Below are 23,759 nucleotides of genomic sequence, written 5' to 3'. Positions count from 1 at the left end.
CGGCGCGCCAGCCGCTAGGCGCTCAGTGCAGGCGGTCCGGCCACATCGTGGACGGATCCGGGGACGCCAGCGCGGTGGCGACGGGCTCGGAGTTGGCCCGGATGCGGCGGCGTACGGCCTCGGCCGGGCGGGGCAGCTCCGCCGGTTCGCCGCGAAAGACCTGGGTCATGGCCTCGACCATGGTGGGCAGTTCGCGGCTGCGATGGAACTGGCTGCGCAGCCAGCGGGCATCATTGCCGCCGCGCAAGACCTCGTCCCGCAAGGCCTGCAGCATATCGGTGGTGCCCAGTTCTTCGGCTACCGGCATCAGGCGCTCGAACAGTTGCTTGAGGTGGTCGGATAGCCGCACACGCTGCCCATCGGGTGTGACATAGCTGCCGTGCAGGCCGAAGCGGCAGGCCTGGAAATGGTTGCTGCGATACGCCAGCCAGGCTTTGGCCGGCGGGGTGGGCTCGCGGCTGAGCAGCACCGCCAGCGCCTGGGCGAAAGCGCCCAGCTGGCAGGCGCGCTCGACTGTCAGCGGCGTGTCGCAGACCCGGATCTCGACCGTGCCGAATTCGGGCTTGGGCCGGATATCCCAGTAGAGATCCTTGATGCTTTCCGCCAGGCCGCTGTCGCGCAGCTGGGCCAGATGGGCCTCGAAGCGATACCAGTCGCTCACCTCGGGCGGCATGTGGCCGGCCAGCGGAAAGCTATTGACCGCATTGAGACGGGCGCAGGAGAACAAGGTGTCCACGCCTTCGCGGTAGGGCGAGGATGCCGACAGCGCAATGAAGTGCGGCACATAGGGCGACAGGCCATGGACCAGCCGGATGGCGGCATCGCCCGAGGGCACGCCCAGGTGGATGTGCTGGCCGAAGACCGTGAACTGGCGCGCCAGGTAGCCGTACATCTCGGCCAGGTACTGAAAGCGCGGCGTGTCCGAGATGGCGCGCTCCTGCCAGCGCATGAAGGGATGGGTCCCGCCGCCGGCGATCCCGACGCCCACGGCATCGGCCGCCTCGCACAAGGCGTCGCGCATCTCGCGCATCTCGGCCAGCAGGCCGGCCGGATGCTCGTGGACGGAGGAATTCAGCTCGATCATCGAGCGGGTGATTTCGGGTTTGACGCGGTCGGCCACCGGGTGGTTGGCCAACTGGGCGAGCAGCTCGTCGGAAGCCGCCGTCAGATCGAAGCTTGCCGGATCGATCAGTTGGAGTTCCAGTTCAATGCCCAAGGTGTTGGGGGACGAGGAAACGAACGGAATTTGTTCCATCTCCGACTCCTTGTGATTGCTGTTTGAGGGATGCGCCGTTTGACCTTGAAGCCCGGATGCTTCCCGGGGGGTGAGTGACGGCATCTAGTGCTTGCATGATAGCCGCCACTTTGTGGCAAAAAGATTGAAATTCGTGACATTTATCAGGCATATGGCAACATCACGCAAATCGCTCTATGAAGCAGGCGAGAGCAAGTGCTCACATACAAGGATTGGCGGGGCCCGGCCGGCCATGGCGAGCTGAGAGGCGCGCCAATATTGGCAAAAATCGATGTCAGGGAAAACCCCAGCATGGGGTTTGCACCAGGGCAAAATGGGCGTTACAAAGCCCCGGGGAGGTAAGCGTTTGCCGCTGGTTACGGCCGCGGCCCCCACCTGGCCCCGGCTTTATTTGCGCCAGAACCAGGGGGTGAACAGCACCAGCACCGTCAGCAATTCCAGGCGCCCGATGAGCATGGCGAAGGTGCATACCCAGACCTGGAAATCGGTCAGCACACCGTAGTGGCCCATGGGCCCCAGCACACCCAGGCCCGGCCCGGTATTGTTGATCATGGCCATGACGGCGGAAAAAGCCGTGGTCAGGTCCAGGCCCGAGAGCAGCAGCAGGCTGCTGAGCACGCCGACCGACAGGCCGTAGACCAGCATGAAGGCCAGCACCGAGAACATCACCCGCTGATCGACGATGCGGCTGCCGATGCGAACCGGGCTGACGGCATGCGGATGCAGCATGGTGATGAGTTCGTTGCGGGCCTGTTTGATGAGCAGCATGACGCGGATCATCTTGATGCCGCCGCCGGTCGATCCGGCCGAAGTGGCGAAGGCCGATAGCAACAGCATGGTCAGCGGCGCGAACAGGGGCCAGGCCGCATAGTCGGTATTGGCGTAGCCCGTGGTCGTGGCCACCGAGATGGTGTTGAACATACCGTAGCGCAAGGCCTGCAGCGGATCGGTGTAGACATGCTTGAGAAAGAGATAGACCGAAATCACCAGCCCGGTGCCCAGCACCACGGCCAGGTAGGGAATGGTCTGCGGGCAGGACAGGTAAGGGCGGAAGCTGCGCTGGCGCAAGGCATTGAAATGCGTGGCGAAATTGATGCCCGAGATCAGCATGAAGACGATGGCCACGATTTCGACCGGAACGGAATCGAACTTGAGAAAGCCCTCGTCGTAAGTGGAGAAACCGCCCAGCCCCATCGTGGTCGCCATATGGGCCCAGGCGTCGAACCAGGACAGCCCCACGGCGCGGTAGGCCAGGAAACAAAGGATGGAAAAACCGAAATACACGGCATAGAGCGCCTTGGCCGTGCTGGCGATGCGCGGGGTGAGGCGCTCGTCCTTCATGGGACCCGGTGTCTCGGCGCGCACCACCTGGTGGCCGCCCACGCCCAGCAGGGGCAGGATGGCCACGGCCAGCACCAGGATGCCCATGCCACCGATCCAGATGAGCGTGGCCCGCCATAGATTGATGGACGGCGGCAGGTGGTCCAGCCCCGTCAGGACGGTCGCGCCCGTCGTCGTCAGGCCCGACATGGCCTCGAAATAGGCATGCGTGAAGGACAGCGGCTGGCCGGCCTGGCTGTAGTAGAGCAGCAGCGGGATGGCGGCCAACAGCGGCAGCCCCGCCCAGACGATGGAGACCAGCAAAAAACCGTCGCGCGCATGCAGTTCGCTGCGCCAGCGGTGGGTCAGCAGCCACACCCCGGCGCCGATGCCCATGGCAATGCCGAATCCCTCGGCAAACGCGCGCAGGCCGTCGTCCTCGCCCAGCCAGGCCACGCCCAGGGGGATGAGCATGGTCAGGGCGAACACCACCATGGTCAGCCCGAGTACGTAGAAGGTGGCCAGCAAACGCTTCATGATCGGCACAAGGCCCCGAGGGCAGGATTCAGAAGAAAGACGCGGATACTTGGAAGAGCTTTTCCACCCGCGCCATCTGCTGGCGGGTCGGGACAAAGACGATGACGTGGTCATCCGACTCGATCACGGTATCCGCGTCGGGCAAAAGGATTTCGTCCTCGCGCACCAGGGCCCCTATGGCGGCGCCCTTGGGCAATCGGATGTCGCCCACGCGGCGGCCGACCACGCGCGACGTCGCCCGGTCGCCGTGCGCCACGGCTTCCAGCGCCTCGGCCACGCCCTGGCGCAGGCGATGCACCGCCACCACGTCGCCCCGGCGCACATGGCGCAGCAGTTCGCTCATGGTGGCCTGCGACGGCGACACGGCGATATCGATGTGGCTGCCTTGCATGAGTTCGCCATAGGCGTGCCGGTTGATGAGCGAGATCACCTTGCGCGCGCCCAGCCGCTTGGCCAGCAGGGAGGACATGATGTTGTCCTCATCGTCGCTGGTCAGCGCCAGCCAGGTGTCCATGTCCTGGATGTTCTCGCGCTCGAGCAGGGACTCGTCGGTGCCGCTGCCATGCAGGATGAGCACATTGGATGGCAGTTCGGCGGCCAGGTATTCGCAACGCTTCTCGTTGCGTTCGATGATGCGCACGCTGTAGTTTTCGTCGGCCAGCTGGCGCGCCAGGCGCAGGCCGATATTGCCGCCGCCGGCGATCATGACGCGGTGCACGGATTTCTCGGCCTCGCGCAGCTGGCGCACGGCGCGGCGGGCGTGGCGGCTGTCCACCACCAGGACGACTTCGTCGCCCGGAGCGATGACCGTGCCCAGGCCGGCATGCAGCGGCCGGCCGTCGCGCAGCACATCCACGATGCGCGCCGTGACATCGGGCCAGACCTCGCGCAGGCGGTCCACCGGCGTATGGGCCATGGGGCTGCCGTGCCCCACCCTGACCGTCACCACGCTCAGCTTGCCTTCGGCGAACTCCACGACCTGCAGCGCCTCGGGGAACTCGATGAGGCTGTGCAGATAGGTGGTCACGCTGCGCTCGGGGCTGATCAGGGCGTCGATGCAAAAGCCCTCGTCGCCCATGAGCTCGGGATGGTCGGCGAATTCCGGCGCGCGGATACGGGCGATGCGGCGCGGCACGTTGAAAAGCTGCCGGGCGATCTTGCAGGTCACCATGTTGACCGAGTCGGATGCCGCGCAGGCGATCAGCAGATCGGTGTCGGCGGCCCCGGCCGCCTCGAGCACCGAGACCTGGGTGGCATCGCCCTGCATGACCCGCAGGTCGAAGCGCTCCTGGAGATAGCCTAATTGGTCCGGCTGAACGTCCACCACCGTGATGTCGTTCTCTTCGGACACCAGGTTTTCGGCCACGCTGGTTCCAACGCGGCCGGCGCCCACGATGAGGATTTTCATGAGCCTCGCTTGCGCGCGGATTCGATGCCCAGTTGCTTGAGCTTGCGGTAGAGGTGGGTGCGTTCCAGCCCGGTGCGCTCGGATACCCGGGTCATGCTGTGGTTCTCGCGCACCAGATGGTATTCAAAATAGATGCGCTCGAATTCGTCGCGCGCCTCGCGCAGCGGCTGATCGAGCGATATGCTGCCCAGTTGGCCATTGGCCGCGGCGGGGGCCTCCCCCATGGCCGGATGGGCCAGGGCCGGGACAGGATCCAGCTCGTCTTCGAGGGCGATGGCCGGCGTGGCGCTGACCACCGGAGCCGCGACCGGGGCCGGCAGGCGCCCGCGCGCCAGGCCCGCGGCGATGGTCTTGAGCAGGCGCTGCAACGTGATGGGTTTTTCGAGGAAGTCCATCGCGCCGATGCGCGTGGCTTCCACGGCGGTATCAATGGTCGCGTGCCCGCTCATCATGATGACGGGCATGTCCAGCAGGCCCTGGGAGGCCCACTCTTTCAGCAGGCTGACACCGTCGGTGTCCGGCATCCAGATATCGAGCAGGACCAGATCCGGACGCGAGCGCAGCCGCGCGGCACGGGCCTGCGCCGCGTTTTCCGCCAACTCAACCGTGTGTCCCTCGTCGTAAAGAATCTCGGACAGGAGTTCGCGAATGCCAACTTCGTCGTCGACCACCAGAATTCTGGCCATAAACCTTTCACCTATTGCGTAGCCGCATTATGCTTTTGTTGCAAGGTCTCGTCCATAGTATCGGACGCACCCGCCAAGCGGGTCAACAAGATGGAAACCCTCGCGCCGCCTTCCTTGCGATTGGCGATATCGATGCGCCCGCCATGCTCTTCCACGATCTTACGCACAATTGCCAATCCTAGCCCGGTGCCGTGGGCCTTGGTCGTGACATAAGGCTCGAAAGCCCGTTGCATCACCTGCGGCGGAAAACCCGAACCATTGTCGGCCACCGTGAACCGGACGGCGGCAGTTTCCGACCCATCTGAATGCGGAATATGTGTCAGCTGGGTGACCACCCTGACCTGCGCTTTGTCGCCCAGGTCGTTGACCGCATCCCGGGCATTGGCCAGCAGGTTGTGGATGACCTGGCGCAACTGCGTGAGATCGCCCTCGATGACAGGCAGGCCTTGCGCCAGTTCGACGTCCAGCCGGGGACCGCCATTGCGCGCCTGCCCATCGACGGGATCCCAGCCATACAGCGCCAGGACGTCGGCCACCAGGCCATTGAAATCGATGGGCTGCATGACCGCCGGCGGCGTGCGGGCGTATTCGCGGAAATCATCCACCATCTGCTTGAGCGAACCCACCTGGTTGACGATGGTGTTCGTGGCGCGCTCCAGCATCTGGGCCTCGGCCGGCGGCAGGCGGCCGGCCAGTTTCATGGCCAGGCGTTCGGCCGACAGCTGGATGGGCGTCAGCGGGTTCTTGATTTCGTGGGCGAGGCGGCGCGCCACCTCGCCCCAGGCCATGGTGCGGTTGGCGGAAATGACTTCGGTGATGTCATCGAACACCACCAGATAGCCGTTGCCGCGGCCGTCGACGCGCAAGTGGGTGCCGCGCGCCAACAGGATGATGGGCTGGGCGCCGGCCTGGGCCGGCGTGATCTCGAACTGCTGTTGCCAGTGCTGGCGCTCCGAGCCGACCGCGGCGTGGGCGGAGAAAGCTTCGCGCACGATGCGCGCGAACTCCAGCATGCCGTCCACGGTTTCCAGCGGCCGGCCGATGACCGAGCGCAGATCGGCCTGCAGGATGTTCTGCGCCCCCTGGTTGACCGTGGTCACCCGGAAGGACTCATCGAAGGCCAGCACGCCGGACGAGAGATTGGCCAGCACGCTTTCCAGGTAGACGTTGGAGCGTTCAAGCTGGCGGCGGTTGCTCTCGACCATCTGGCGCGCCTCGTCGAGCTGGCGCGTCATGGCGTTGAAAGAGCGCGTCAGCTGGCCGACCTCGTCACGTTCGGGAGGTTCGGGCAGGGGCCGGTAGTCGCCCACGCTCACCGCCTGGGTGCCGGCCGCCAGCGTAAGCAGCGGGCGCACCAGCCGCTTGGACAGCGACAGCGCCACGGCGATGGCCGCGAACACCGCCAGCAACAAGGCCAGGGTCAGCGTGATGCCGTAGAGCTTGCGCAGGCCCAGGCGGGAGAGCGCCAGCTCCTGGTAGTCGCGAAAGCCCTGCTGCACCCGATTGGCGTTATGAGCGATCTGCTCGGGGACGTTCTGCATCAATTGCAGCCAGCGCGGCTCGCCGGCGCCGGCCAGCGAGCTGTCAAAGCGCACCGGCGTGCTCAACGGAATCACCACCCGCAGGTGCAGGCCATCCTCGGCGCCCGGAATACCGGGATCGTCGGCCTCGGCGGCCGAATAGCCGCGCGCCAGCTTGAGCTGGTTGAGGACGGTGGCCGGCGGCGTGGGAGGCACCAGCTGGCCGAATTTGTTGGTGGAGAAGGCCAGCGGGCGCCCGCTGCCGGTAAAGACCAGGGCTTCTTGCACGCCACTGGCTTCGCGCAGCCGGGTCAGGACCAGCGGGATGTCGGCGTCGGTCAGGTTGTTGAGTTCGGACGCCATGGCGCGGGCGCGCGCATCCAGGTCCGCCAGCTGGGAGTCCAGCGCCGCCCGGCCGAGGTTCAGGCCGGCTTCCAGGGCGTTGTCGACCCGGACGTTGAACCAGGACTCGATCGAACGCGACAGGAATTGCACCGACAGGGTATAGATCAGGGCGCCCGGCACCACGCCGATCAGGGCGAAGGCCAGGGCGAAGCGCGCCGTCAGGCGGGCGCCGAACAGGCGGCGGCGTATCTGGCGGGCCAGGCGCACGGTCAGGGCCACGACCCAGACGAACATCGCCAGCGCGAACACGCCGTTGAGGATGAGCAGCACGTCGTAGTACTGGGCCAGGCGGGAGGCATTGCCCGTGGACCAGGCCAGCAGGCCCAGCAAGGACAATCCGCTGACGGCCCCGATGATCAGGGCCAGCCGCAACAAGAGTCTCATGAGGGATCCCGCGCCGGTTCGGTGAGGGTGAAAGAGAACTCGCGCCAGGGCGTGGCGGCCGCCCAGGCGCTGCTGTTGAGCGCATTGACCTGGAAGGGACGCGCCAAAAGGGAAGTGTCCAGGCGCACGCGCAGCTGGCCGTTGTAGACTTCGCCCGCCTCGAATTCGGAAGCCTGCGCCACGCGCCAATCGCGGATGCGTCTGACCACGTCCATGGCGTCGTCGAGCGAGGCGACATTGAGGGAAAGTTCTCCCTGGCCTACGCGCCATTGGCGCGTCAGGGCGTTGTAGCTCACACGCCAGGTCATGCTGGTGTCCACGATGCTGCGGTCGAACCACCACCAGCGCGCCTTGGTGATCTTGATGTCGGCGGTGAAATAGAGCGGCAGGCCGCGCTGGGCGGCGTCGCGCAATTGGTCATTGAGCGGGAAATCCACGTCGGCGTTGATGGCCAGCCGGGCATCCTGGATGAGGGGGTCTATCGTCACCACCTTGGGCTCGGAGGCAAACACCCGCCCGCCCTCTCCAAACCAGAAAGGTGCGATAACCAGCAAGAAGGCGGCAATTAGACGAACAATCATGGACTTTCTATCGGGTCATGCTTTGTCCCTATTCTTGGCGATTCAGCGCCGCTTGGCAAACAGGGCATAGAAAAAACCATCATGCTGCGACTCCGGTGTTGCATCCACCGCAACGGGCAGCAGCTGGCCCGGCGCGGGCAGCGCCTCGGCGTCGGCGTGGCGCGCCGCAAAGGCCCGCGCCTGGGCTTGTCCCTCGGCGGGAAAGAGGGAGCAGGTCACATAGAGCAGATGGCCGCCGGGCGCCACCACCCGCCACAGCGCGTCCGCAATGCGCGCTTGCAAAGCGGCGGTGCGGGCCACGTCGGGAGCCCGGCGCAGCCAGCGGATATCGGGGTGGCGCCGCACGATGCCCGACGCCGTGCAGGGGACATCAGCCAGCACGGCATCGAAAGGCCGGCCGTCCCACCAGCTGTCCGGATCGGCCGCGTCGCCGGCCACCAGCCGCGCGCCGTCCAGGCCCAGGCGCTCGAGATTCTGCCCCACGCGCTCCAGCCGCCGCGCATCGGCGTCCAGTGCCAGCAAATCGAGCCGCGCGATCTCCAGCATATGGGCCGTCTTGCCGCCGGGCGCGGCGCAGGCGTCAAGCACCCGCATGCCGTCGGCCAGCGGCAGCAGCGGCGCGGCCAATTGCGCGCCAGCATCCTGCACCGACCACCAGCCCTGGGCATAGCCGGGCAATTGCATGACCGGCCGGGGCTCAAGCACCACCAGCCCGGACTCGCCCGTCTCGCGCACCGGCACGCCGGCTGCGGCGAAAGCCTCGGCCACCTGCGCGCGGCTGGCACGGCGGCGGTTCACACGCAGCGTCAGCGGCGCGGGCACGTTGGCCGCCGCCAACAGGGTCTGCCATTGCTGGGGATAGGCCTGGCGCAGCGCCTTGATCCACCATTGGGGATGATTCCAGCGCACCACCGGGTCGCCGGCCAGCGCCGCCTCGAGGGTCTCGCGCTCGCGCAGAAAGCGCCGCAGGCTGCCGTTGATCAAGCCTTTGAACCCGGCCAGCCGCTTGTGGCCGGCCGCGGCGGTCACGGCCTGGTCGACCACGGTATGCGGCGCATAGACCGGCATGCCGGGCACGGCCTGGGCGGGCGGCTCGGGCTGCTTGAGCAGGGCCAGCGCCACGCGCAGCAAGGCCCCGGCCAGCGGCGCGGGCGCCCGCGGCACCAGCCGGTTGGCGAGCGTGTCGGCCCATCCCATGTAGCGCATGGCGTGAAACGACACAGCCTGGGTGGCCGGGCGCAGGCCAGCCTCGGTCTCGGCCAGCGCCTCGGTGAGGGAACGGCCCTCGTCCACGGCCTGCACGGCGGCGGCGGCGGACAGCAGGACAGCGGAGAGCGGCGGGGCCAGATTGCCCGCCTCGGAAGCAGAAGCCATGCGGAATTCCATATTCAATAGCCGCTATGGTAGCCGCTGGACGCATCGGGCCGCTCGCGGCACACTGCCAGCTCGCCGGAGCCCGTCATGAACCTGACCACGCTGACCCTGTTTGTCTTCGCCTCGGGGCTGATCATCGCCACACCCGGGCCGACCGTCCTGCTAGCCATGAGCAATGGCGCGCGACACGGCTTGCGGGCGGCCTGCTGGGGCATGGCCGGCGCGGTGCTGGCCGACATGGTGCTGGTCGCCATGGTGGCCGGCGGCCTGGGCATGCTGCTGGCCGCCTCCGAAACCGCCTTCCGGGTCCTTAAATGGGCTGGCGCGCTCTATTTGGCCTATCTGGGCTGGCGCCTGCTGCGCCAGGACGCGGCCCTGGTCCTGCCGGCCGGCCAGGACGAAGCGCGTCCTCCCATGGGGCCGGTTTTCGCGCACAGCTTTCTGGTCGCCCTCTCCAATCCCAAGGCATTGCTGTTCATGTCGGCCTTCTTGCCGCAGTTCATCGACACACAAGCACCGCTGCCGGCGCAGTACCTGGCCTTGGCGGCCACGCTGGCCGTGCTCAACCTGCTGGCCATGACGGCCTATGCCGTCCTGGGCTGGCGCATGGCGCGCGGACTGCGGGCGCGCGGGCTGCGCTGGCTCAACCGCCTGTGCGGCGCCACCCTCATCGGCCTGGCCGCCACGCTGGCGCTCTACCGGCGCGGCGGATCCTGAGGCCCCGGTTCAGGCGAAGGACTGGCCCGCCAATGACTCGCTGAGATAGTCCAGCAGGACGCGCACCCGGCTGGCGAGCAGGCGCTGATGCGTCAGCAAGGCGAATATGGGCCGCGGCGGCGATTCGCACCCGGGCAGCACGAGGCGCAAGCGGCCCCGGGCCACGTCATCGGCGATGGCCCAGGCCGGCGCGTGGACGATGCCGGCGCCTTCGACCGCCGCGGCGACCACGCCGTCCAGCACATTGGAGCGCATGCGCACCCTGGGACGCACGGCAACCGGCTGCCCGGCCTCGCGCAAGCGCCACTCCTGTTCGTTGGCGTAATGGCTGTAGACCAGGCCATCATGATGCGCCAGGTCGGCCAGGCAGGCGGGCTCGCCGCGGCTGGCGAGATAGCCGGGCGAAGCGGCCAATACCCAGCGGATGGCCCCGAGCTTGCGGGCCACCAGGCTGGAGTCGGGCTGCTGGCCGACGACCACGGCGATATCGATGCCTTCTTCGAGCAGATTGACCGGACGGTCCATCAGCGAGACATCCAGGGTCACCTGGGGATGGCGCACCAGGAAACGCGCCAGCAAGGGCAGCAGATGCACCCGGCCGAACAGGATGGGCGCGGTGAGCTGCAGGCGGCCGACCGGTTCGGTGGCCTCCACGCTCAGGCCGGCTTCCATCTCGTGGATTTCGGCCAACAGGCGCTTGGCCGCCTGGTAATAGCGCCGGCCGGCGTCGGTCACCAAGAGCTTGCGGGTGGAGCGCACCAGCAGGCGCGTGCCCAGGCGGTTTTCCAGCGCGCTCATGTGCCGGCTCACCGAAGCCAGGGACAGCCCCGTGAGCCGGGCAGCCGCCGACAGGCTGCCCTGGTCGACCGCGGCCACGAACAAGGCCATTTCGTCGGGACGATGGATCACGGCCACCTTTGCAAATTTGAATGGATACCTTGCAGATATTAGTGTTCTCTGCAAGAAGTAGCCATCCCATAATCCAGTCCCGTCCATGATGCTTCCCACTGGTACCGGCATGCGCGCCGCCCGCTCACAAGCCCCGTCCGCCCCCTCCCCCGCCGCGCTGGAAAGCGGCCTCTTGATGACGCTGGCCGCCGCCTGCGGCGTCTTCATCGCCAACATCTATTTCAATCAACCGCTGCTGGAACTGCTGCACCAGGCTTTCCCCGGCGATGCGGCCGTCGTCAACCTGATCCCCACCGCGACACAGCTGGGCTTCGCTTGCGGGCTGTTCCTGCTGGTGCCGCTGGGCGATCGCATGAACCGGCGCCATCTCATCCTGTGGCAGTCCGCCGGCCTGTGCCTGGCGCTTGTCGGCCTGGCCTTGGCGCCCAACGCCTGGGCCGCCGCGCTGGTCTCGGCCTGCGTCGGGATGACCGGCTCCGTGGCCCAGCAAATCGTTCCTTTCGCGGCCGAGCTGGCGCCGCCGCAGCGCCGCGGCCAAGTGGTCGGCACCGTGATGAGCGGCCTGCTCTGCGGCATCCTGCTGGGACGTGTGGTGGGCGGCTTTGCCGGCGAACACTGGGGCTGGCGCGCGGCGTTCGGCCTGGGCGCCATCGCCTGCGGGCTGATGTGGCTGGTCCTGCTGGCCCGGCTGCCGCATAGCCGCCCCCAGTCCGCGCATCGTTACGGCGAACTCATGCGCTCCCTGCTCGTCCTCTGGAAGGCGGAGCCGCAATTGCGCCGCGCCACCCGCGTGCAGGCGCTGCTATTCGCCGCCTTCATCGGCATGTGGACCATCCTGGCCTTGTATCTCGGTCATGGATTCGGCCTGGGCGCCGACGTCGCCGGCCTGATGGGCCTGGTGGGCGCGGCCGGCATCCTCATGGCGCCGCTGGCTGGCCGCATCGCGGACCGGCGCGGTCCCCATGCCGTGATCGCGCTGGGCGCGCTCCTCATGCTGCTGTCCTTCGTCCTCCTGGGCGCCTGGAGCAGTCTCGTCGGGCTGGTCCTGGGCATCCTGCTGATGGACATCGGCGAACAAGCCGCCATGATCGCCAACCAGCACGTGGTGTACGCCCTGCGCCCGGAGGCGCGCAGCCGCCTGAACACGCTGTACATGAGCGGCATGTTCCTGGGCGCGGCGGCCGGCTCCTGGAGCGCCGGCCTGGCCTGGCAGGCCGGCGGCTGGCCACTGGCCTGCCTGCTCTGGGGTGGGCTGTGCGCGCTGGCCTGGCTGGTCCACGCCAGAAGCCGGCCGGCCGCTACGCCGGTGGCGGCGCGCCGATAGGCGCCAGGCGCGACAGGCGCAGCAGCTCGGCCACCCAGCCCAGCACCGCGGGCTGGGATTGGTTGCGGTGCACGGCGATGGCGAAATCCAGGGTCTGCCCGGCCAGGTTGCCGGGCACCAGGGCGAGCTCGCCGGATTGCAGCTGGCGCGCCACCATGGTCTGGGGCAACAGGGCGATGCCGCCTCCGGCCGTCACGGCATCGATCAGGCCTTTGAGCTTGTTGCAGGCGCAGAGATTGCCCATATCGGCGCCGGCCGCGCGCAGCTCGTTATAGGCCGGCGCGAAAAAATCCGAAGGCTTGGACACGCACCACAGCGTCTCGCGGCGCAGGAGTTCATCCAGCGAGCGGCTGCGCCCTTGCGCCGTGAACAGCAGCGACGTCGCGCAGACCCACACCATGGGCACCTTGCCCAACGGCGTGTACGCCAGGTCAGGATGCTCATGGCTGTTGGCGATGAGGGCCACATCCAGGGTGCCCGCGGCCAGCCGCTCGCGCAGCTTCACGCCCAGGTCCAGCTCGATCTCGTAGGTGACGCGGGGCAGGGCCCGGCGCAAGGCGGGGATGAGCGCGCCCAGCCAGCTCATGGACACTTCGCCCAGGCCCAGCCGCACAGTGCCGGCGGGCTGGATCGCGGCCTCCGTATCGTTGAAGACCGCCTCGACCTGGTGCAGGAGCGGCGCGACGCGGTCGACAAAACGCCGCGCCTGCAAGGTGAGCTCCTGCCGCCGGCCACGGCGCTCGAACAAGGGATAGCCCAGGGCGGTCTCCAGCTCTTTCATGCGCGCCGAAACGGCTGGCTGCGTCGTGTGCATGCGCTCGGCCGCCGCGGCGAAGGTGCCCAGCCGGGCGATCCAGCACAGCGTCTGTGCATGCACGAGGTTGGGTCGGGTCATGCGCCGACTATACATCAATGAAATTGATGTTTTTCGATAAAGAACTTTGCTTGGATTTATGAATGACAAGTTCGCACAATGCCGGCATCGCATCCTTCGAGCCAGCAGACAGACATGAATTCCGTGCGCGAACACGTCTCCGAGGACGAATGGCAAGCCCGCGTGGCGTTGGCCGCGGCCTATCAGCTGGCCGCGCTGCATCGCATGACCGACCATATCTACACGCATATCTCGGCGCGCGTCGGCGAGGGGCAATTTCTGTTGAACGCCTATGGGTTGATGTTCGACGAAGTGACGGCCTCCAACCTGGTGAAGGTCGACCTTGCCGGCAACATCCTGCTGGACCCGACCGGCCTGGGCATCAACCAGGCGGGTTTCGTCATTCATAGCGCCATCCATGCGCGGCGCCACGATGTGCTGTGCGTCATGCACACGCATACCCAGGCAGGCGTGGCGGTCTCGGCCCAGGCCGCCGGGCTGCGCATGCTGTCGCAGCATGCCATGCGCTTCTACGGCAAGCTGGCCTATCACGACTACGAAGGCGTGGTGCTGGACCTGGACGAGCAAGCGCGCATCACACGCAACCTCGGCCCGCACAAGGCCATGATCCTGCGCAACCATGGGTTGCTGGTCTGCGGCGACACCGTCAGCGATGCCTTCGATCAGATGTATTACCTGGAGCGGGCCTGCCAGATACAGGTCGCGGCGCAGGCCGGCGGCGGGCCGCTGCTGGAGGCACCGGACGCCGTCGCGGCCCGCGTGGCCGCGCAATTCGACCGGCCCGGCCGGCCTTCGCGCGACAAGCACTGGCCGCCGCTGTTGCGCATGCTCGATCGCCTCAAGCCCGAGTACCGCCAATGACCCGCATCCTCATCATCGGCGCCGGCGCCGTGGGCGCCACCCTCGCCTGGCACCTGAGCGGCACCCGGGCGGAGGTGGCGCTGCTGGCGCGCGGCGCGCGCAGGGCGGCCCTCCAGGACAAGGGCCTGAGCCTGTGGCGCGCCGGCCGCCTGCTCGGCACCCGCGCCATCTCCCTGCCGGCGCGGGCGGAGGGCGATTGGGACGCCGTGCTGCTGTGCGTGAAGCAATACGACCTACCTGCGCTGCTGCCCACGCTGGCGCCCCTGGGCGACAGCCCGCTGGTGCCCATGGTCAACGGCGTGCCCTGGTGGCTGCTGCGCAGCCACCCCCTGCTGTGCGAACAGGAAGACTGGGGCGAGTTCTATGGCGGTTTCCCGGCGATGCCGGCCGAGCGCCTGATGGGCGCCGTGGTCTATATCCCGGCCCAGCTGCGCGATGCCTGCAATGTCGAACAAGGCGGACGCGACACCCTGGCCCTGGGCGAGATCGACGGCCAGCCCAGCGCCCGCCTGCGGAAGCTGGCCGCCGCGATCAACGCCAGCGGCCTGCAATGCCGGGCGAGCAGCCACATACAAGCCGATATCTGGAACAAGCTGCTGGGCAATGCCACCTTCAATCCGGTCAGCGCGCTGGCTCAGGCCACCATGCACCAGATGCTGGCCGGCCCCGGCCTGCGCCGGCTGTGCGCGCGCCTGATCGGCGAGCTGATGGCGGTGGGCCACGCCTTGGGCTACGAGGAGTCCCAGGGCGTGGAGGGCCGCTTGCGCCAGGCCGAGTCGGCTGGCCACGCGCGCACTTCCATGCTGCAGGACGCGCTGGCGGGCCGGCCGCTCGAGGGCGAAGCGCTGGTGGGCATCCTCACCCGCATGGCCGCTCACCTCGGCATCCCGGCCCCGACGCTGGACAGCGTATGGGCCTTGCTCGAGAGCCGCTTTCCCGCCGGCGGCGCAAGATCGCCCGGCGCTTGAACACCGCACAACAACATCCTCAGGAGGAAGACATGACGCCCAGATGGTTACGCCCGACCCTGCTCGCCGCCGCCCTGGCCCTGCCCATCGCCTGCGCCCAGGCCGCCAACTATCCCGACAAGCCCATCAACATCATCGTGCCGTTCTCGCCCGGCGGCGTCACCGACGTCATGGCGCGCCTGGTGGCCGAGAAACTGCAGGAAGATCTCAAGGTGCCGGTCGTGGTCGTCAACAAGCCCGGCGCCGGCACGACCATCGCGACCAACTATGTGGCCCGCTCGGCACCCGACGGCTACACCGTCCTCATGGCGGCCTCGACCTTCGCCGTGGCGCCGGCGCTCTACAAGGAGAAGGCCGGCTACGATCCGGAAAAGGACTTCCGGCCCGTGTCGCTGCTCGCGGCCGTGCCGCACCTGCTGGTGGTGGCCCCTGGCCTGCCGGCCGACAACGTCGCCAGCCTGGTGACGTTCCTCAAGGCCGGCGACGGCAAGCAGGGCAACTACAGCTCCTCCGGTCCGGGCACCTCCAACCATCTGGAAGGCGAGCTCTTCTCCACCAACGCCGGCGTGCGTCCCAATCACATCCCCTATCGCGGCAGCGTGCCAGCCCTGAGCGCCATTGCCGCCGGCGAGGTCAACTTCATGTTTGTGGATGTGGCGGCGGCCAAGCCCTTCCTGGAGGGCGGCAAGGTCCGCGCCCTGGCCGTCACCACGGCTAAGCGATCCGCGCTGCTGCCCGACCTGCCAACGGTAGGCGAGTCCGGCGTAGTCAATTTCAGCGCCACGCCGTGGCTGGGCTTCGTCGTACCGGCGCAGGTGCCCGACCCGGTCGTGGCCACCCTGGGCGGCTCGCTGGCCAAGATGGCCGAAGATCCCAAGCTCAAGCAACGCTTCTATGACATGGGCCTGGAGCCCAGCTTCAGCCCGCCGGCGGAATTCGGCCGCTTCATGGCGCAGGACCGCGCCAAATGGAATGCCGTCATCCAGCAGGCCGGCATCGTCACGCTGGAATGACGGCCAAGGCGCCGCCAGGCGCCTTGGGTTTCATTGTCCGCCGCGCTGCGCGGCGATGAGATGGCGCAGCAGCTGCTTTTCCGTCTCGTCGCGATCCCCGCCTTCCCATTCATAGACGCCGCTGCCGGACTTGGCGCCCAACTGCCCCGCCGCGACCTTGTCGCGGAACAACCGGGGCGCAGCCTTGGCATCCGACAGGCTGGGCGAGAGATAGTCCATGATGTTGCAGGCCAGGTCCAGCCCAATGAAATCGGCATTGCGCAGCGGGCCGACGGCGGCCCAGCGGCGGCCGAAGGTCAGCCGGGCCACCAGGTCCACGGTCTCGGCTGAGCAAATGCCCTCTTCGACCAGATAGGCGGCCTCGCGCATCAAGGCAAACTGCATGCGGTTGCCCACGAAGCCCGGCACGTCGCGGTATACGTCCACCGGCGTCTTGCCCGCCTGCCTGAGCCACTCGGAAACCCGCCCGGCGACCTCCTCGCTGGTCTTCTCGCCGCGCACCACCTCCACCACCGGGATCAGATAGGGAGGGTTCCACCAGTGCGTGCCGACGACCCGCTCGGGCCGCGCGCTGCCCTCGGCGATCTCGCTGATGCGCAGCACCGAGGTATTGGTGGCGATGATGCAATCCGGATGGATGGCGTCGATCGCCGCCAGCAGGGCGCGCTTGAGCTCCATTTTCTCGGGCACGGCCTCGACCAGCAGATCGCAGCCGGCCACGCAATCGGCCAGGGTCTCGCAGACCCGGACCCGCACCGGCACCTCCAACCCCATGAGCGCCAGGTGCTCCGCGATGCGTGTCGTGACCGAGGCGCGCGCCGATTCGAGCGGATCCCAGATGGAGACGGCAAAGCCCGCGACCATGAAGGCCTGGGCAATGCCGTGCCCCATGAGGCCGGCGCCGACCACGGCGACGCGGGCGCTCATGCGGCCTCCGCCAGGCGGCTGATCCGATAACCCTGGGGCGAGAAACGGCCGTTCTCCTTGCGGAACTGGGTCATGAAGTCCGGCCACAGCGCGGTGAGCTTGCCGCTTTCCGGGTGCAGATACCAGCTGCTGCAGCCGCCCTCCACCCACACTGTGCCGGCGCTGCGCTGGTAGATGCTCTCGACATAGGCCTGCTGCGCGGCCGCATCGGGATTGACCACGGCCTGGCGTTCGAAGATGAAGTCCACCGCGCCCCCGATGTAGTTGATCTGGGTCTCGATCATGAAGATCATGGATCCGGCGCCCAGGCCGGTGTTGGGGCCCAGCATCATGAAAAGGTTGGGAAAGCCGGCCACCGCGGTGCAGGCGAAAGCCTGGCCGCCGCCGCGCCATTGGTCGGCCAGGCAGACGCCGTCTTCGCCATGGATGCGCTGGGCGATGGGCAGCTCGGTGGCCTCGAAACCCGTCGCCACCACCAGCAGATCGAGGTCCACGCGCTCGTCGTTCTTCAGGATGACGCCCTCGGCATCGATACGCGCGATGCCAGCCGTCTCCAGCGCGACATTGGGCTGCTGCAGCGCCGGATAGTAGTCGTTGGAGATCAGCACGCGCTTGCAGCCAATGGCGTAATGCGGCGTGAGCTTCTGGCGCAAGCCCTCGTCGGGCACCTGCTGGCGCAGATGGTTCAGCGCCGTGGCCGTGATCTGCTCGATGAAGGCCGGCACCTGGCGGCGCTGCGGAAAGCGGCTCTCATTGCCCCAGAAAAGTTCGTCGCGCAACTCCTGGGCGGCCTGCGGGAAGCGCTCGAACAGGCCTTTTTCGGCTTCGCTGTAGACATGGTCGCGGCGCGGGATGATGTAGGGCGCGGAACGCTGGAAGACCGTCAGGCGCCCGGCCGAGCGCGCCAGCTCGGGCACGATCTGGATGGCCGAGGCGCCGGTGCCGATGACGCCGATGCGCTTGCCGGCCACGTCATAGCCGGCGTCCCATTTGGCCGAGTGGAAGACGCGCCCCTTGAAGGAGGCCAGGCCTTCGATATCGGGATACGAGGGGTCGGAGAGATGGCCCGCCGCCGAGATCAGCACGCGGGCCTTGAAGCCGCCCGCGGTGGTGTCGACCAGCCAGGCCGCCGATCCGGCGTCCCATCGGGCCCGGGTGACGTCGGCGCCGAAACGCACATGTTCGAGAATGCCCTCGTCGCGGGCGGTGTCGCGCAGGTATTGGTGGATCTCGGGCTGGGGCGCATAGACGCGGCTCCAGCGCGGATTGGGCCGGAAAGAATAGGAATAGAGGTGGGACTGGATATCGCAGGCCGCGCCCGGATAGGCGTTGTCGCGCCAGGTGCCGCCGACGTCTGCGGCGCGTTCGAGCACCAGGAAATCCCGTTGGCCCTGGCGCTTGAGCGCCACGGCCATGCCCAGGCCGGAGAATCCCGTGCCGATGATGAGCACTTCGGTTTCGGTGCGCGGCGCGGCGTGGTTGGCATTCATGTCTGTCTCCTGCGTCAGGCGTGGCTGTTCTGGACGACGTGCCCGGCGGGCCAGCCGTCGGGCTGCCGCACAAAGCTGTCTATCATGATGAAGAGTTCGGAGGGGCGCTCGTGGACCACCCCGTGGCCGGAATGGATCTCGGCATAGCGGCAGTTCTTGATGCTACCGAACAACAGGCGGGAGTGGCGCAAGGGCGCCATCTGGTCCTGCGTGCAGGCGATGACCAGGCTGGGCACGGCGATGGCCGCCACCTCGGCGCCGATATCGACATCGCGGTTGAAGGCCATCTTGCGCGAGCGGTCCGGCCCCTTGCGCACGCCCTGGATCAGGGCTTCGAGCTCGGCGTCGTTCTTGGCATTGAGAAAAGCCTGGCTGAAATTGGTGAACACGGAGAAAGGCGCAAGGGCCTCGTGGCCGCTGTCGTAGAGGCTGCGCCAGATGTTGTTGCGCAGCCGCTGCTGGGTGTCCGTCTTGAGCCAGCCCGCCACCAGCGTGAGCGAGGCGAGCTGCCGGCCATGACGCGCGGCGTATAGCGCGCCGATCACCGCGCCGAAGGAGTAGCCGACCAGGTGGACGGGTCCGCCCACCGCCTGCACCACGGCCTGTACCTGGTCCAGGTAGGCCTGCGCGCCGGGCGTCTCGGGGTCGACGAAATCCAGCGCCACCACGCGATGACGCATGGCCAGCATGGGAAACAGCGCCCAGAAGTTGTTCTCCGCCGAGCCGCCGGTGCCATGCAGCAGCACGATGGTCTGGGCATCGGCCGCGCCGGGCGCGGAATCGTAATACGTGACCGGGACATCGCCAGCCGACACGCTGCCCGTGTATACGTCTTTCATCAAAGTCATGAGCAAGCATCCATCAGTTTTCGAAAGTGACAACCTGGGTGACAGCCTGGATATTCTTCTCTTCGGCCAGGATCTGGCGCGCCAGGTCCTGGGGCGGGCCGCCCAGCGGCTGGGCGCCCAGCGAAGCGATGCGCTCTCTGACCGCAGGATCGGCCAGCACCTTGTTCAAGGCGCCGTTCAAGATGTCTATCCTGTCCTGGGGCGTGCCGGCCGGCGCCGCCACGCAGAACCACACCGACACTTCGTAGTCCGGAAAGCCCGCCTCGCGCAAGGTGGGCACATCCGGCAGCTGCGCCGAACGGGTGCGCGACGTGACGGCCAGTGCCCGCAGCTTGCCCGATTGCACAAAGCCCAGCGCCGAAGAAATCTGGTCGATGGTGAAATCGGTATTGCCGCTCATCAGATCGACCAGCATGGGCGAACTGCCCTTGTAGGGCACGTGAACGGCGCTGATATGCGCCTGCAGCTTGAACAGTTCCGTCGAGACATGGCCGCTGGATCCCACGCTGGGGCTGCCGAACGTCAGGCCGTCCTTTTTCTTCTGCGCCAGGCCGATGAGCTCGGCCACGCTGTTGACGCCCAGCTTGGGGCTGACCATCAGGGCATTCGGCAGTTCGGCTACCAGCGCCACCGGCGCGAAAGCCGTTTTCGGGTCGAAGGCGAGGTTTTTATAGACGTATTTGTTGACGATCATGGGGCCCGGCGTGCCCAACATGATGGTGTTGCCGTCGGCCTTGGAGCGCAGGACCGATTGAGCGCCAAGATTGCCGTTGGCGCCGGCGATGTTCTCGGCGATGACGGTCACGCCCAGCTCCTTGCCCAGGCCTTCGGCCATCATGCGGCCCAGAATGTCGGTGGTGCCGCCGGGGGCGAAGGGAATGACCAGCCGTATCGGCTGCGAGGGCCAGGACGCGGCGCTGGCGGCCTGTCCCAGCAACAGGGCCAGGGCGCCCAGGAACAATCCCATGGGTTTGATCATGATGTCTCCATTTATCTTGATTGAAGGAAAACCGCGGACGGCTAGCCGTAGCGCCCGCCGCTGATATGCAGGACTTCGCCCGTGATGAAGCCGGCTCTTGCCGAGGCCAGGAAGGCGACCGCGTCGGCGACTTCTTGCGGCTGGCCGATGCGCTTGATGGGCATGCCGGCCAATGAACGGGCCTCGATGCCCGCGAATTGGGGCAGGTTCCGCAGCCGCTCTGTCTCGATGATGCCGGGCGCCACGGCATTGACCGTCACGCCGCGGGGTCCCAGCTCAATGGCCAGGGCGCGCGTCATGCCGATGAGGCCGGCCTTGGAGGCGGAATAGTTGGCCTTGTTGACGTCGCCGAAATGCGCGCGCGACGCCATGTTGACGATGCGGCCATAGGCGCGCTCGGCCATGAGGGGGGCGATCTCGCGGATGCAATGGAAGGCGCCGCTGAGATTGACGGAGAGCACGTCGGCCCATTGCGCATCGCTCATCTGCCCAATGGCGCTGTCACGCGAAAACCCCGCGTTGTTGACCAGGATGGAGATCCCGTCCCATTGCGCCAGCACATCAGCCACCGCCTGCTTGACCGATTCCGGCCGGCTGACGTCCAGCGCGCGGGCCAGCGCCGTGCCGCCCGCCTGGGCGATGCCCCTCGCCGCCTGTTCGGCCGCCGCCCCGTCGATGTCCGCCACCACCACCCGGCAGCCTTCGCGCGCCAGGGCCTGCGCGCAGGCCAGGCCGATGCCCTTGCCCGCCCCGGTGACAAACGCCACCTGATTCTCGATACCCAGTTCCATACCACCCTCGCAAGACCGGCGTGTCATCCGCCGTGATGCGAGCAGTTTGCAGGGGGTGGGCAGGCGACTGTTAGCGCGATATGGCGCTTTAATCACAATATGAACAAAGTGCTCACAGCGTGGCCCGGCCCGCGCCCCGGCGGGTTCAGCCGGCGCGCGAGAACGAGGGGATGAAGCCTCCCAGCTGCAATTCTTCGGCGATCAATTGCGCGATCCAGGCTTTGCGCTCGGCCGTCATGCGGCTGCGGATGGCCGCGACGCTGAGCGCGGCCTGGCTGCCGCTGGCAAACTCGAAGCGCATGCCCACGCCGCTGACCCCATCGGCCACCAGATCGGCGGTATCGGCATAGCCGCGGCGGCGGGTCTGCTGCACCAGCTTGCGCAGGTCGCCCAGGCTCAGGCCGCGCGGATCGAATTCGTCCTGGTGGCGGTGATACAGGGCGGCGATCTCGTCATCCGGCAGCGTGGACAACAGCGTGCTGCCGGCCGACCCTATGCCCAGCACGCGCATGCCGCCGACCTGCAAGACCAGCGCCTTGACGGGATAGCCGCCCTCTTCGCTATGCAGGCAATGACCGTAATCGCCGTTGCGCACGACCAGGAACACCGTGTCCTCGGTGCGCCGCGCCAGCCGGCGCATGATGGGCCGCAGACGCTCGACCACGGGCGCCGAGCGCATGGCGGCCAGGCCCAGCTGCATGGCCTCCACGCCCAGGCGGTAGTGGCGCGTCGCATCGCGTTCGGCCAGGCCGAACTCCACCAGGCTGGAGGCCAGCCGATAGGCCGTGGAGCGGTCCAGCCCGGCCTGGGCGGCCAGTTCGGCGATCCCTATGCCCTGCGGGTGGGCATGCGAGATATGGCGCAGCAGGCTGAGCGCGCGAAAGACCGCCTGGGCGCCCTTGGTCGAAGCCGTCATGGGCGGAGGGTGTCGTGGGGACGGTCATAGGCGGCCGCGCACAGGGCCGGCCAGGCCGGCGCGCCGCCTTCGGCCGCCTCGGCCAGCGCCGCAAAACGCGCCGGCCCGCCGGGCCATTCGCGCGCCACGCCTTGGCACAGGGCCCGCGTCTGACGGGCGTCCAGCACGAAGCCGCCGTCGCATCCGCCGGCACGGACCGTGCCGTCGGCCAGGGTCAGCGACAGGCGGCAGGCCCAGCGGGCCACCGAGGCGCAGGCGCGCACCCGCACCGAGGCCGCGCGCGCATGCAAGGGGCCGGGGCCGAACTGCGTGGAGAAATGCGCCATGCCCGGCTGGCCGTCGCGCAGCGTGGCCGCCAGCATGAACGGCGCGCTCATGATGGCTCCCGATGGCGTGGCAAACGGGCCGTGCGCGTCGATGCCCGGATAAGCAGCATCCAGCGGATGCATGGCGACGTCCACCGCGACCACCTGGCCGGCGTCCACCGTCTCCAGCAAGGCCCGCAGCGCATGCACCGCCGACTGGTTGAAGGCGCAGCCCGGATAAGGCTTGAACGCCATGCGGGGCAGATGCCAGCCCGAGAACACCGCCGTGTCAGGCGCCGGCGGCGTGCCGGCATAGGCCTGGGCAAAGCCGCTGCCGCCCTCCAGGCAGCGCGGCGCGCCTTGCATGCCGGCGCGCGCCAGCAGGGCCGAGTCGACCGCGTCGCGGCTGGCCTTGGCGACCTGCAGGCGCCACTCCTGCGAGCCGTCCACCCAGGGCTGCAATGTGCCCGAGGCATGTTGCGTGGCGATGGCCAGCGCCGACACCGCCTGCTCCGCCGGCAGGCGCAAGACGCGGGCACAGGCCACGGCCGCGCCCAATACCCCGTACAGCGGCGTGGCCCGGAACCCACGGCGGCTGGTCTCGCCCGCCAGACCCCGGGCCAGGCGGGGGATCAGCTCATAGCCCAGCAACAAGGCGTCCCAGATATCTTCCGGCGCGGCCTCGTCGGCCAAGGCCAGCACCGCCGGAATGACGATGCAGCCGATGTGCGTGACGGCCTCGGGATGGGTGTCATTCTGGCCGCGCGCGGTGATGAGCCCGGCGTTGACGAAAGCCGCGTCGCGGGCGCTGCGGCTGCCGCGCCCGCCCAGCAGCCGGCTCGTGCCGGCCTGCCCGGCCACCACCGCCAGGCTGTCGCCCAGGGGATCATCCGCGGGGTCCACGGCCAAGCCCATGGTCAGGTTGTACAGAAGGCAGTTGCGCAGCGCCTGGCGCACCGCTTCGGGCGCTTCCTCATGGCGCAAGGCATACGCCCAATCAACGAACTGGCGGGCAAGCGGAAGGTCCTGGACAGCGGTCATCGTGGCAGGGGGGCTGATGCCTCGCACAGCGCGCGGCGGAGGATGCCAACAATGGTGCCGGCCCCCCCCGGGGTCAATCCCGGCGCTGCCGATTGTTCACAATATGAACAAAACGTGCTGGGGACGAATACGGAAACCCCAATGACGTGCCTCTTTCTTCCAGAAGACCGACCGTGGCGGCCAGGGCGGCCCCCGCCTCCCACGACGAAGCCAGGGGCCCCCGCAGAGGCCAGGGCGCGGGCCGGCCCCTACGGCATTGCCGTATAATTCCGCATCCTTGGCTCTCGCCCCTGGCGCGGCGGCCC

Annotated in this window: 21 protein-coding genes; 5 read left to right on the top strand and 16 right to left on the bottom strand. The window is 67.8% G+C overall.

The window, feature by feature from the left end; all coding sequences use genetic code 11:
• Positions 1–22 precede the first annotated feature (22 nt).
• The 7 genes from AXA74_RS15855 to rsmB form a co-directional block, all read right to left on the bottom strand.
• Positions 23–1,255, bottom strand: coding sequence for a YbdK family carboxylate-amine ligase (locus AXA74_RS15855; RefSeq protein ID WP_029579747.1), 1,233 nt, complete (start codon positions 1,253–1,255; stop codon positions 23–25).
• A 387-nt stretch (positions 1,256–1,642) separates the two neighbouring features.
• On the bottom strand, positions 1,643–3,112 hold the full coding sequence (locus AXA74_RS15850; RefSeq protein ID WP_029579748.1) for a TrkH family potassium uptake protein: 1,470 nt from the start codon (positions 3,110–3,112) through the stop codon (positions 1,643–1,645).
• Between the two features lie 28 nt (positions 3,113–3,140).
• Positions 3,141–4,520, bottom strand: coding sequence for a Trk system potassium transporter TrkA (gene trkA, locus AXA74_RS15845; protein ID WP_029579749.1), 1,380 nt, complete (start codon positions 4,518–4,520; stop codon positions 3,141–3,143).
• Positions 4,517–5,206, bottom strand: a complete 690-nt coding sequence (locus tag AXA74_RS15840) for a response regulator (RefSeq protein WP_029579750.1) — start codon at positions 5,204–5,206, stop codon at positions 4,517–4,519. The genes trkA and AXA74_RS15840 overlap by 4 nt, the downstream gene beginning before the upstream one ends.
• Before the next feature lie 11 nt (positions 5,207–5,217).
• Positions 5,218–7,515 carry a sensor histidine kinase gene (locus AXA74_RS15835; protein ID WP_032979192.1) on the bottom strand — a complete coding sequence of 766 codons (2,298 nt, stop codon included), beginning with the start codon at positions 7,513–7,515 and terminating at the stop codon, positions 5,218–5,220.
• A complete protein-coding gene (locus AXA74_RS15830; RefSeq protein ID WP_032963193.1) occupies positions 7,512–8,096 on the bottom strand; it encodes a DUF4390 domain-containing protein in 585 nt (194 codons plus the stop codon). The genes AXA74_RS15835 and AXA74_RS15830 overlap by 4 nt, the downstream gene beginning before the upstream one ends.
• A gap of 42 nt (positions 8,097–8,138) precedes the next feature.
• Complete coding sequence (gene rsmB / locus AXA74_RS15825; RefSeq protein ID WP_032979237.1) at positions 8,139–9,470, bottom strand: 16S rRNA (cytosine(967)-C(5))-methyltransferase RsmB; 1,332 nt, start codon at positions 9,468–9,470, stop codon at positions 8,139–8,141.
• An 87-nt stretch (positions 9,471–9,557) separates the two neighbouring features.
• Between rsmB and AXA74_RS15820 the strand changes: the two genes are divergently transcribed.
• Entirely contained in the window at positions 9,558–10,187 is a 630-nt protein-coding gene (locus AXA74_RS15820) for a LysE family translocator (RefSeq protein ID WP_032979193.1), read from the top strand.
• Positions 10,188–10,196: 9 nt separating this feature from the next.
• Here AXA74_RS15820 and AXA74_RS15815 read toward each other — a convergent pair whose 3' ends face one another.
• Positions 10,197–11,096: a LysR family transcriptional regulator gene (locus tag AXA74_RS15815; RefSeq protein ID WP_230588834.1), complete on the bottom strand. Its 900-nt coding sequence runs from the start codon at positions 11,094–11,096 to the stop codon at positions 10,197–10,199.
• Between the two features lie 85 nt (positions 11,097–11,181).
• Here AXA74_RS15815 and AXA74_RS15810 point away from each other — a divergent pair, with 85 nt between their 5' ends.
• Entirely contained in the window at positions 11,182–12,420 is a 1,239-nt protein-coding gene (locus AXA74_RS15810) for an MFS transporter (protein ID WP_223850480.1), read from the top strand.
• On the opposite strand, the gene AXA74_RS15805 is transcribed toward AXA74_RS15810, so the two are convergent.
• Entirely contained in the window at positions 12,395–13,315 is a 921-nt protein-coding gene (locus tag AXA74_RS15805; protein ID WP_029579757.1) for a LysR family transcriptional regulator, read from the bottom strand. The two genes, AXA74_RS15810 and AXA74_RS15805, sit on opposite strands and share 26 nt — an antisense overlap.
• Positions 13,316–13,429: 114 nt before the next feature.
• Here AXA74_RS15805 and AXA74_RS15800 point away from each other — a divergent pair, with 114 nt between their 5' ends.
• Genes AXA74_RS15800 through AXA74_RS15790 form a run of 3 tightly spaced genes read left to right on the top strand, consistent with a single transcriptional unit; the run spans position 13,430 to position 16,157 of the window.
• Positions 13,430–14,176: a class II aldolase/adducin family protein gene (locus AXA74_RS15800; RefSeq protein WP_032973725.1), complete on the top strand. Its 747-nt coding sequence runs from the start codon at positions 13,430–13,432 to the stop codon at positions 14,174–14,176.
• Positions 14,173–15,144 carry a ketopantoate reductase family protein gene (locus tag AXA74_RS15795; protein WP_032979194.1) on the top strand — a complete coding sequence of 324 codons (972 nt, stop codon included), beginning with the start codon at positions 14,173–14,175 and terminating at the stop codon, positions 15,142–15,144. The genes AXA74_RS15800 and AXA74_RS15795 overlap by 4 nt, the downstream gene beginning before the upstream one ends.
• Positions 15,145–15,176: 32 nt before the next feature.
• Positions 15,177–16,157 (top strand): tripartite tricarboxylate transporter substrate binding protein, encoded by a 981-nt coding sequence (locus AXA74_RS15790; protein ID WP_032958485.1) that lies wholly within the window; start codon positions 15,177–15,179, stop codon positions 16,155–16,157.
• Between the two features lie 30 nt (positions 16,158–16,187).
• On the opposite strand, the gene AXA74_RS15785 is transcribed toward AXA74_RS15790, so the two are convergent.
• The 7 genes from AXA74_RS15785 to AXA74_RS15755 all read right to left on the bottom strand — a co-directional run bounded on the left by AXA74_RS15785 (position 16,188) and on the right by AXA74_RS15755 (position 23,454).
• Positions 16,188–17,084 (bottom strand): 3-hydroxyacyl-CoA dehydrogenase family protein, encoded by an 897-nt coding sequence (locus tag AXA74_RS15785; RefSeq protein WP_032958487.1) that lies wholly within the window; start codon positions 17,082–17,084, stop codon positions 16,188–16,190.
• Positions 17,081–18,574 carry a flavin-containing monooxygenase gene (locus AXA74_RS15780; RefSeq protein WP_032979195.1) on the bottom strand — a complete coding sequence of 498 codons (1,494 nt, stop codon included), beginning with the start codon at positions 18,572–18,574 and terminating at the stop codon, positions 17,081–17,083. The genes AXA74_RS15785 and AXA74_RS15780 overlap by 4 nt, the downstream gene beginning before the upstream one ends.
• Before the next feature lie 14 nt (positions 18,575–18,588).
• Positions 18,589–19,413, bottom strand: coding sequence for an alpha/beta fold hydrolase (locus tag AXA74_RS15775; protein ID WP_223850479.1), 825 nt, complete (start codon positions 19,411–19,413; stop codon positions 18,589–18,591).
• A 22-nt stretch (positions 19,414–19,435) separates the two neighbouring features.
• On the bottom strand, positions 19,436–20,401 hold the full coding sequence (locus AXA74_RS15770) for a Bug family tripartite tricarboxylate transporter substrate binding protein (protein WP_032958492.1): 966 nt from the start codon (positions 20,399–20,401) through the stop codon (positions 19,436–19,438).
• 41 nt (positions 20,402–20,442) lie between these two features.
• Positions 20,443–21,192 carry an SDR family NAD(P)-dependent oxidoreductase gene (locus AXA74_RS15765; RefSeq protein WP_029579765.1) on the bottom strand — a complete coding sequence of 250 codons (750 nt, stop codon included), beginning with the start codon at positions 21,190–21,192 and terminating at the stop codon, positions 20,443–20,445.
• Positions 21,193–21,337: 145 nt separating this feature from the next.
• A complete protein-coding gene (locus tag AXA74_RS15760) occupies positions 21,338–22,108 on the bottom strand; it encodes an IclR family transcriptional regulator (protein ID WP_029579766.1) in 771 nt (256 codons plus the stop codon).
• Positions 22,105–23,454 carry an MmgE/PrpD family protein gene (locus AXA74_RS15755; protein WP_032979196.1) on the bottom strand — a complete coding sequence of 450 codons (1,350 nt, stop codon included), beginning with the start codon at positions 23,452–23,454 and terminating at the stop codon, positions 22,105–22,107. The genes AXA74_RS15760 and AXA74_RS15755 overlap by 4 nt, the downstream gene beginning before the upstream one ends.
• Positions 23,455–23,759 lie beyond the last annotated feature (305 nt).

The sequence above is a fragment of the Bordetella hinzii LMG 13501 genome (genome assembly GCF_001548475.1).
GTDB classification, from domain to species: Bacteria; Pseudomonadota; Gammaproteobacteria; order Burkholderiales; family Burkholderiaceae_B; genus Bordetella; species Bordetella hinzii.
The sequence above is the reverse complement of the archived record's forward strand: the minus strand, read 5'-3'. Positions and strand labels throughout refer to the sequence as shown.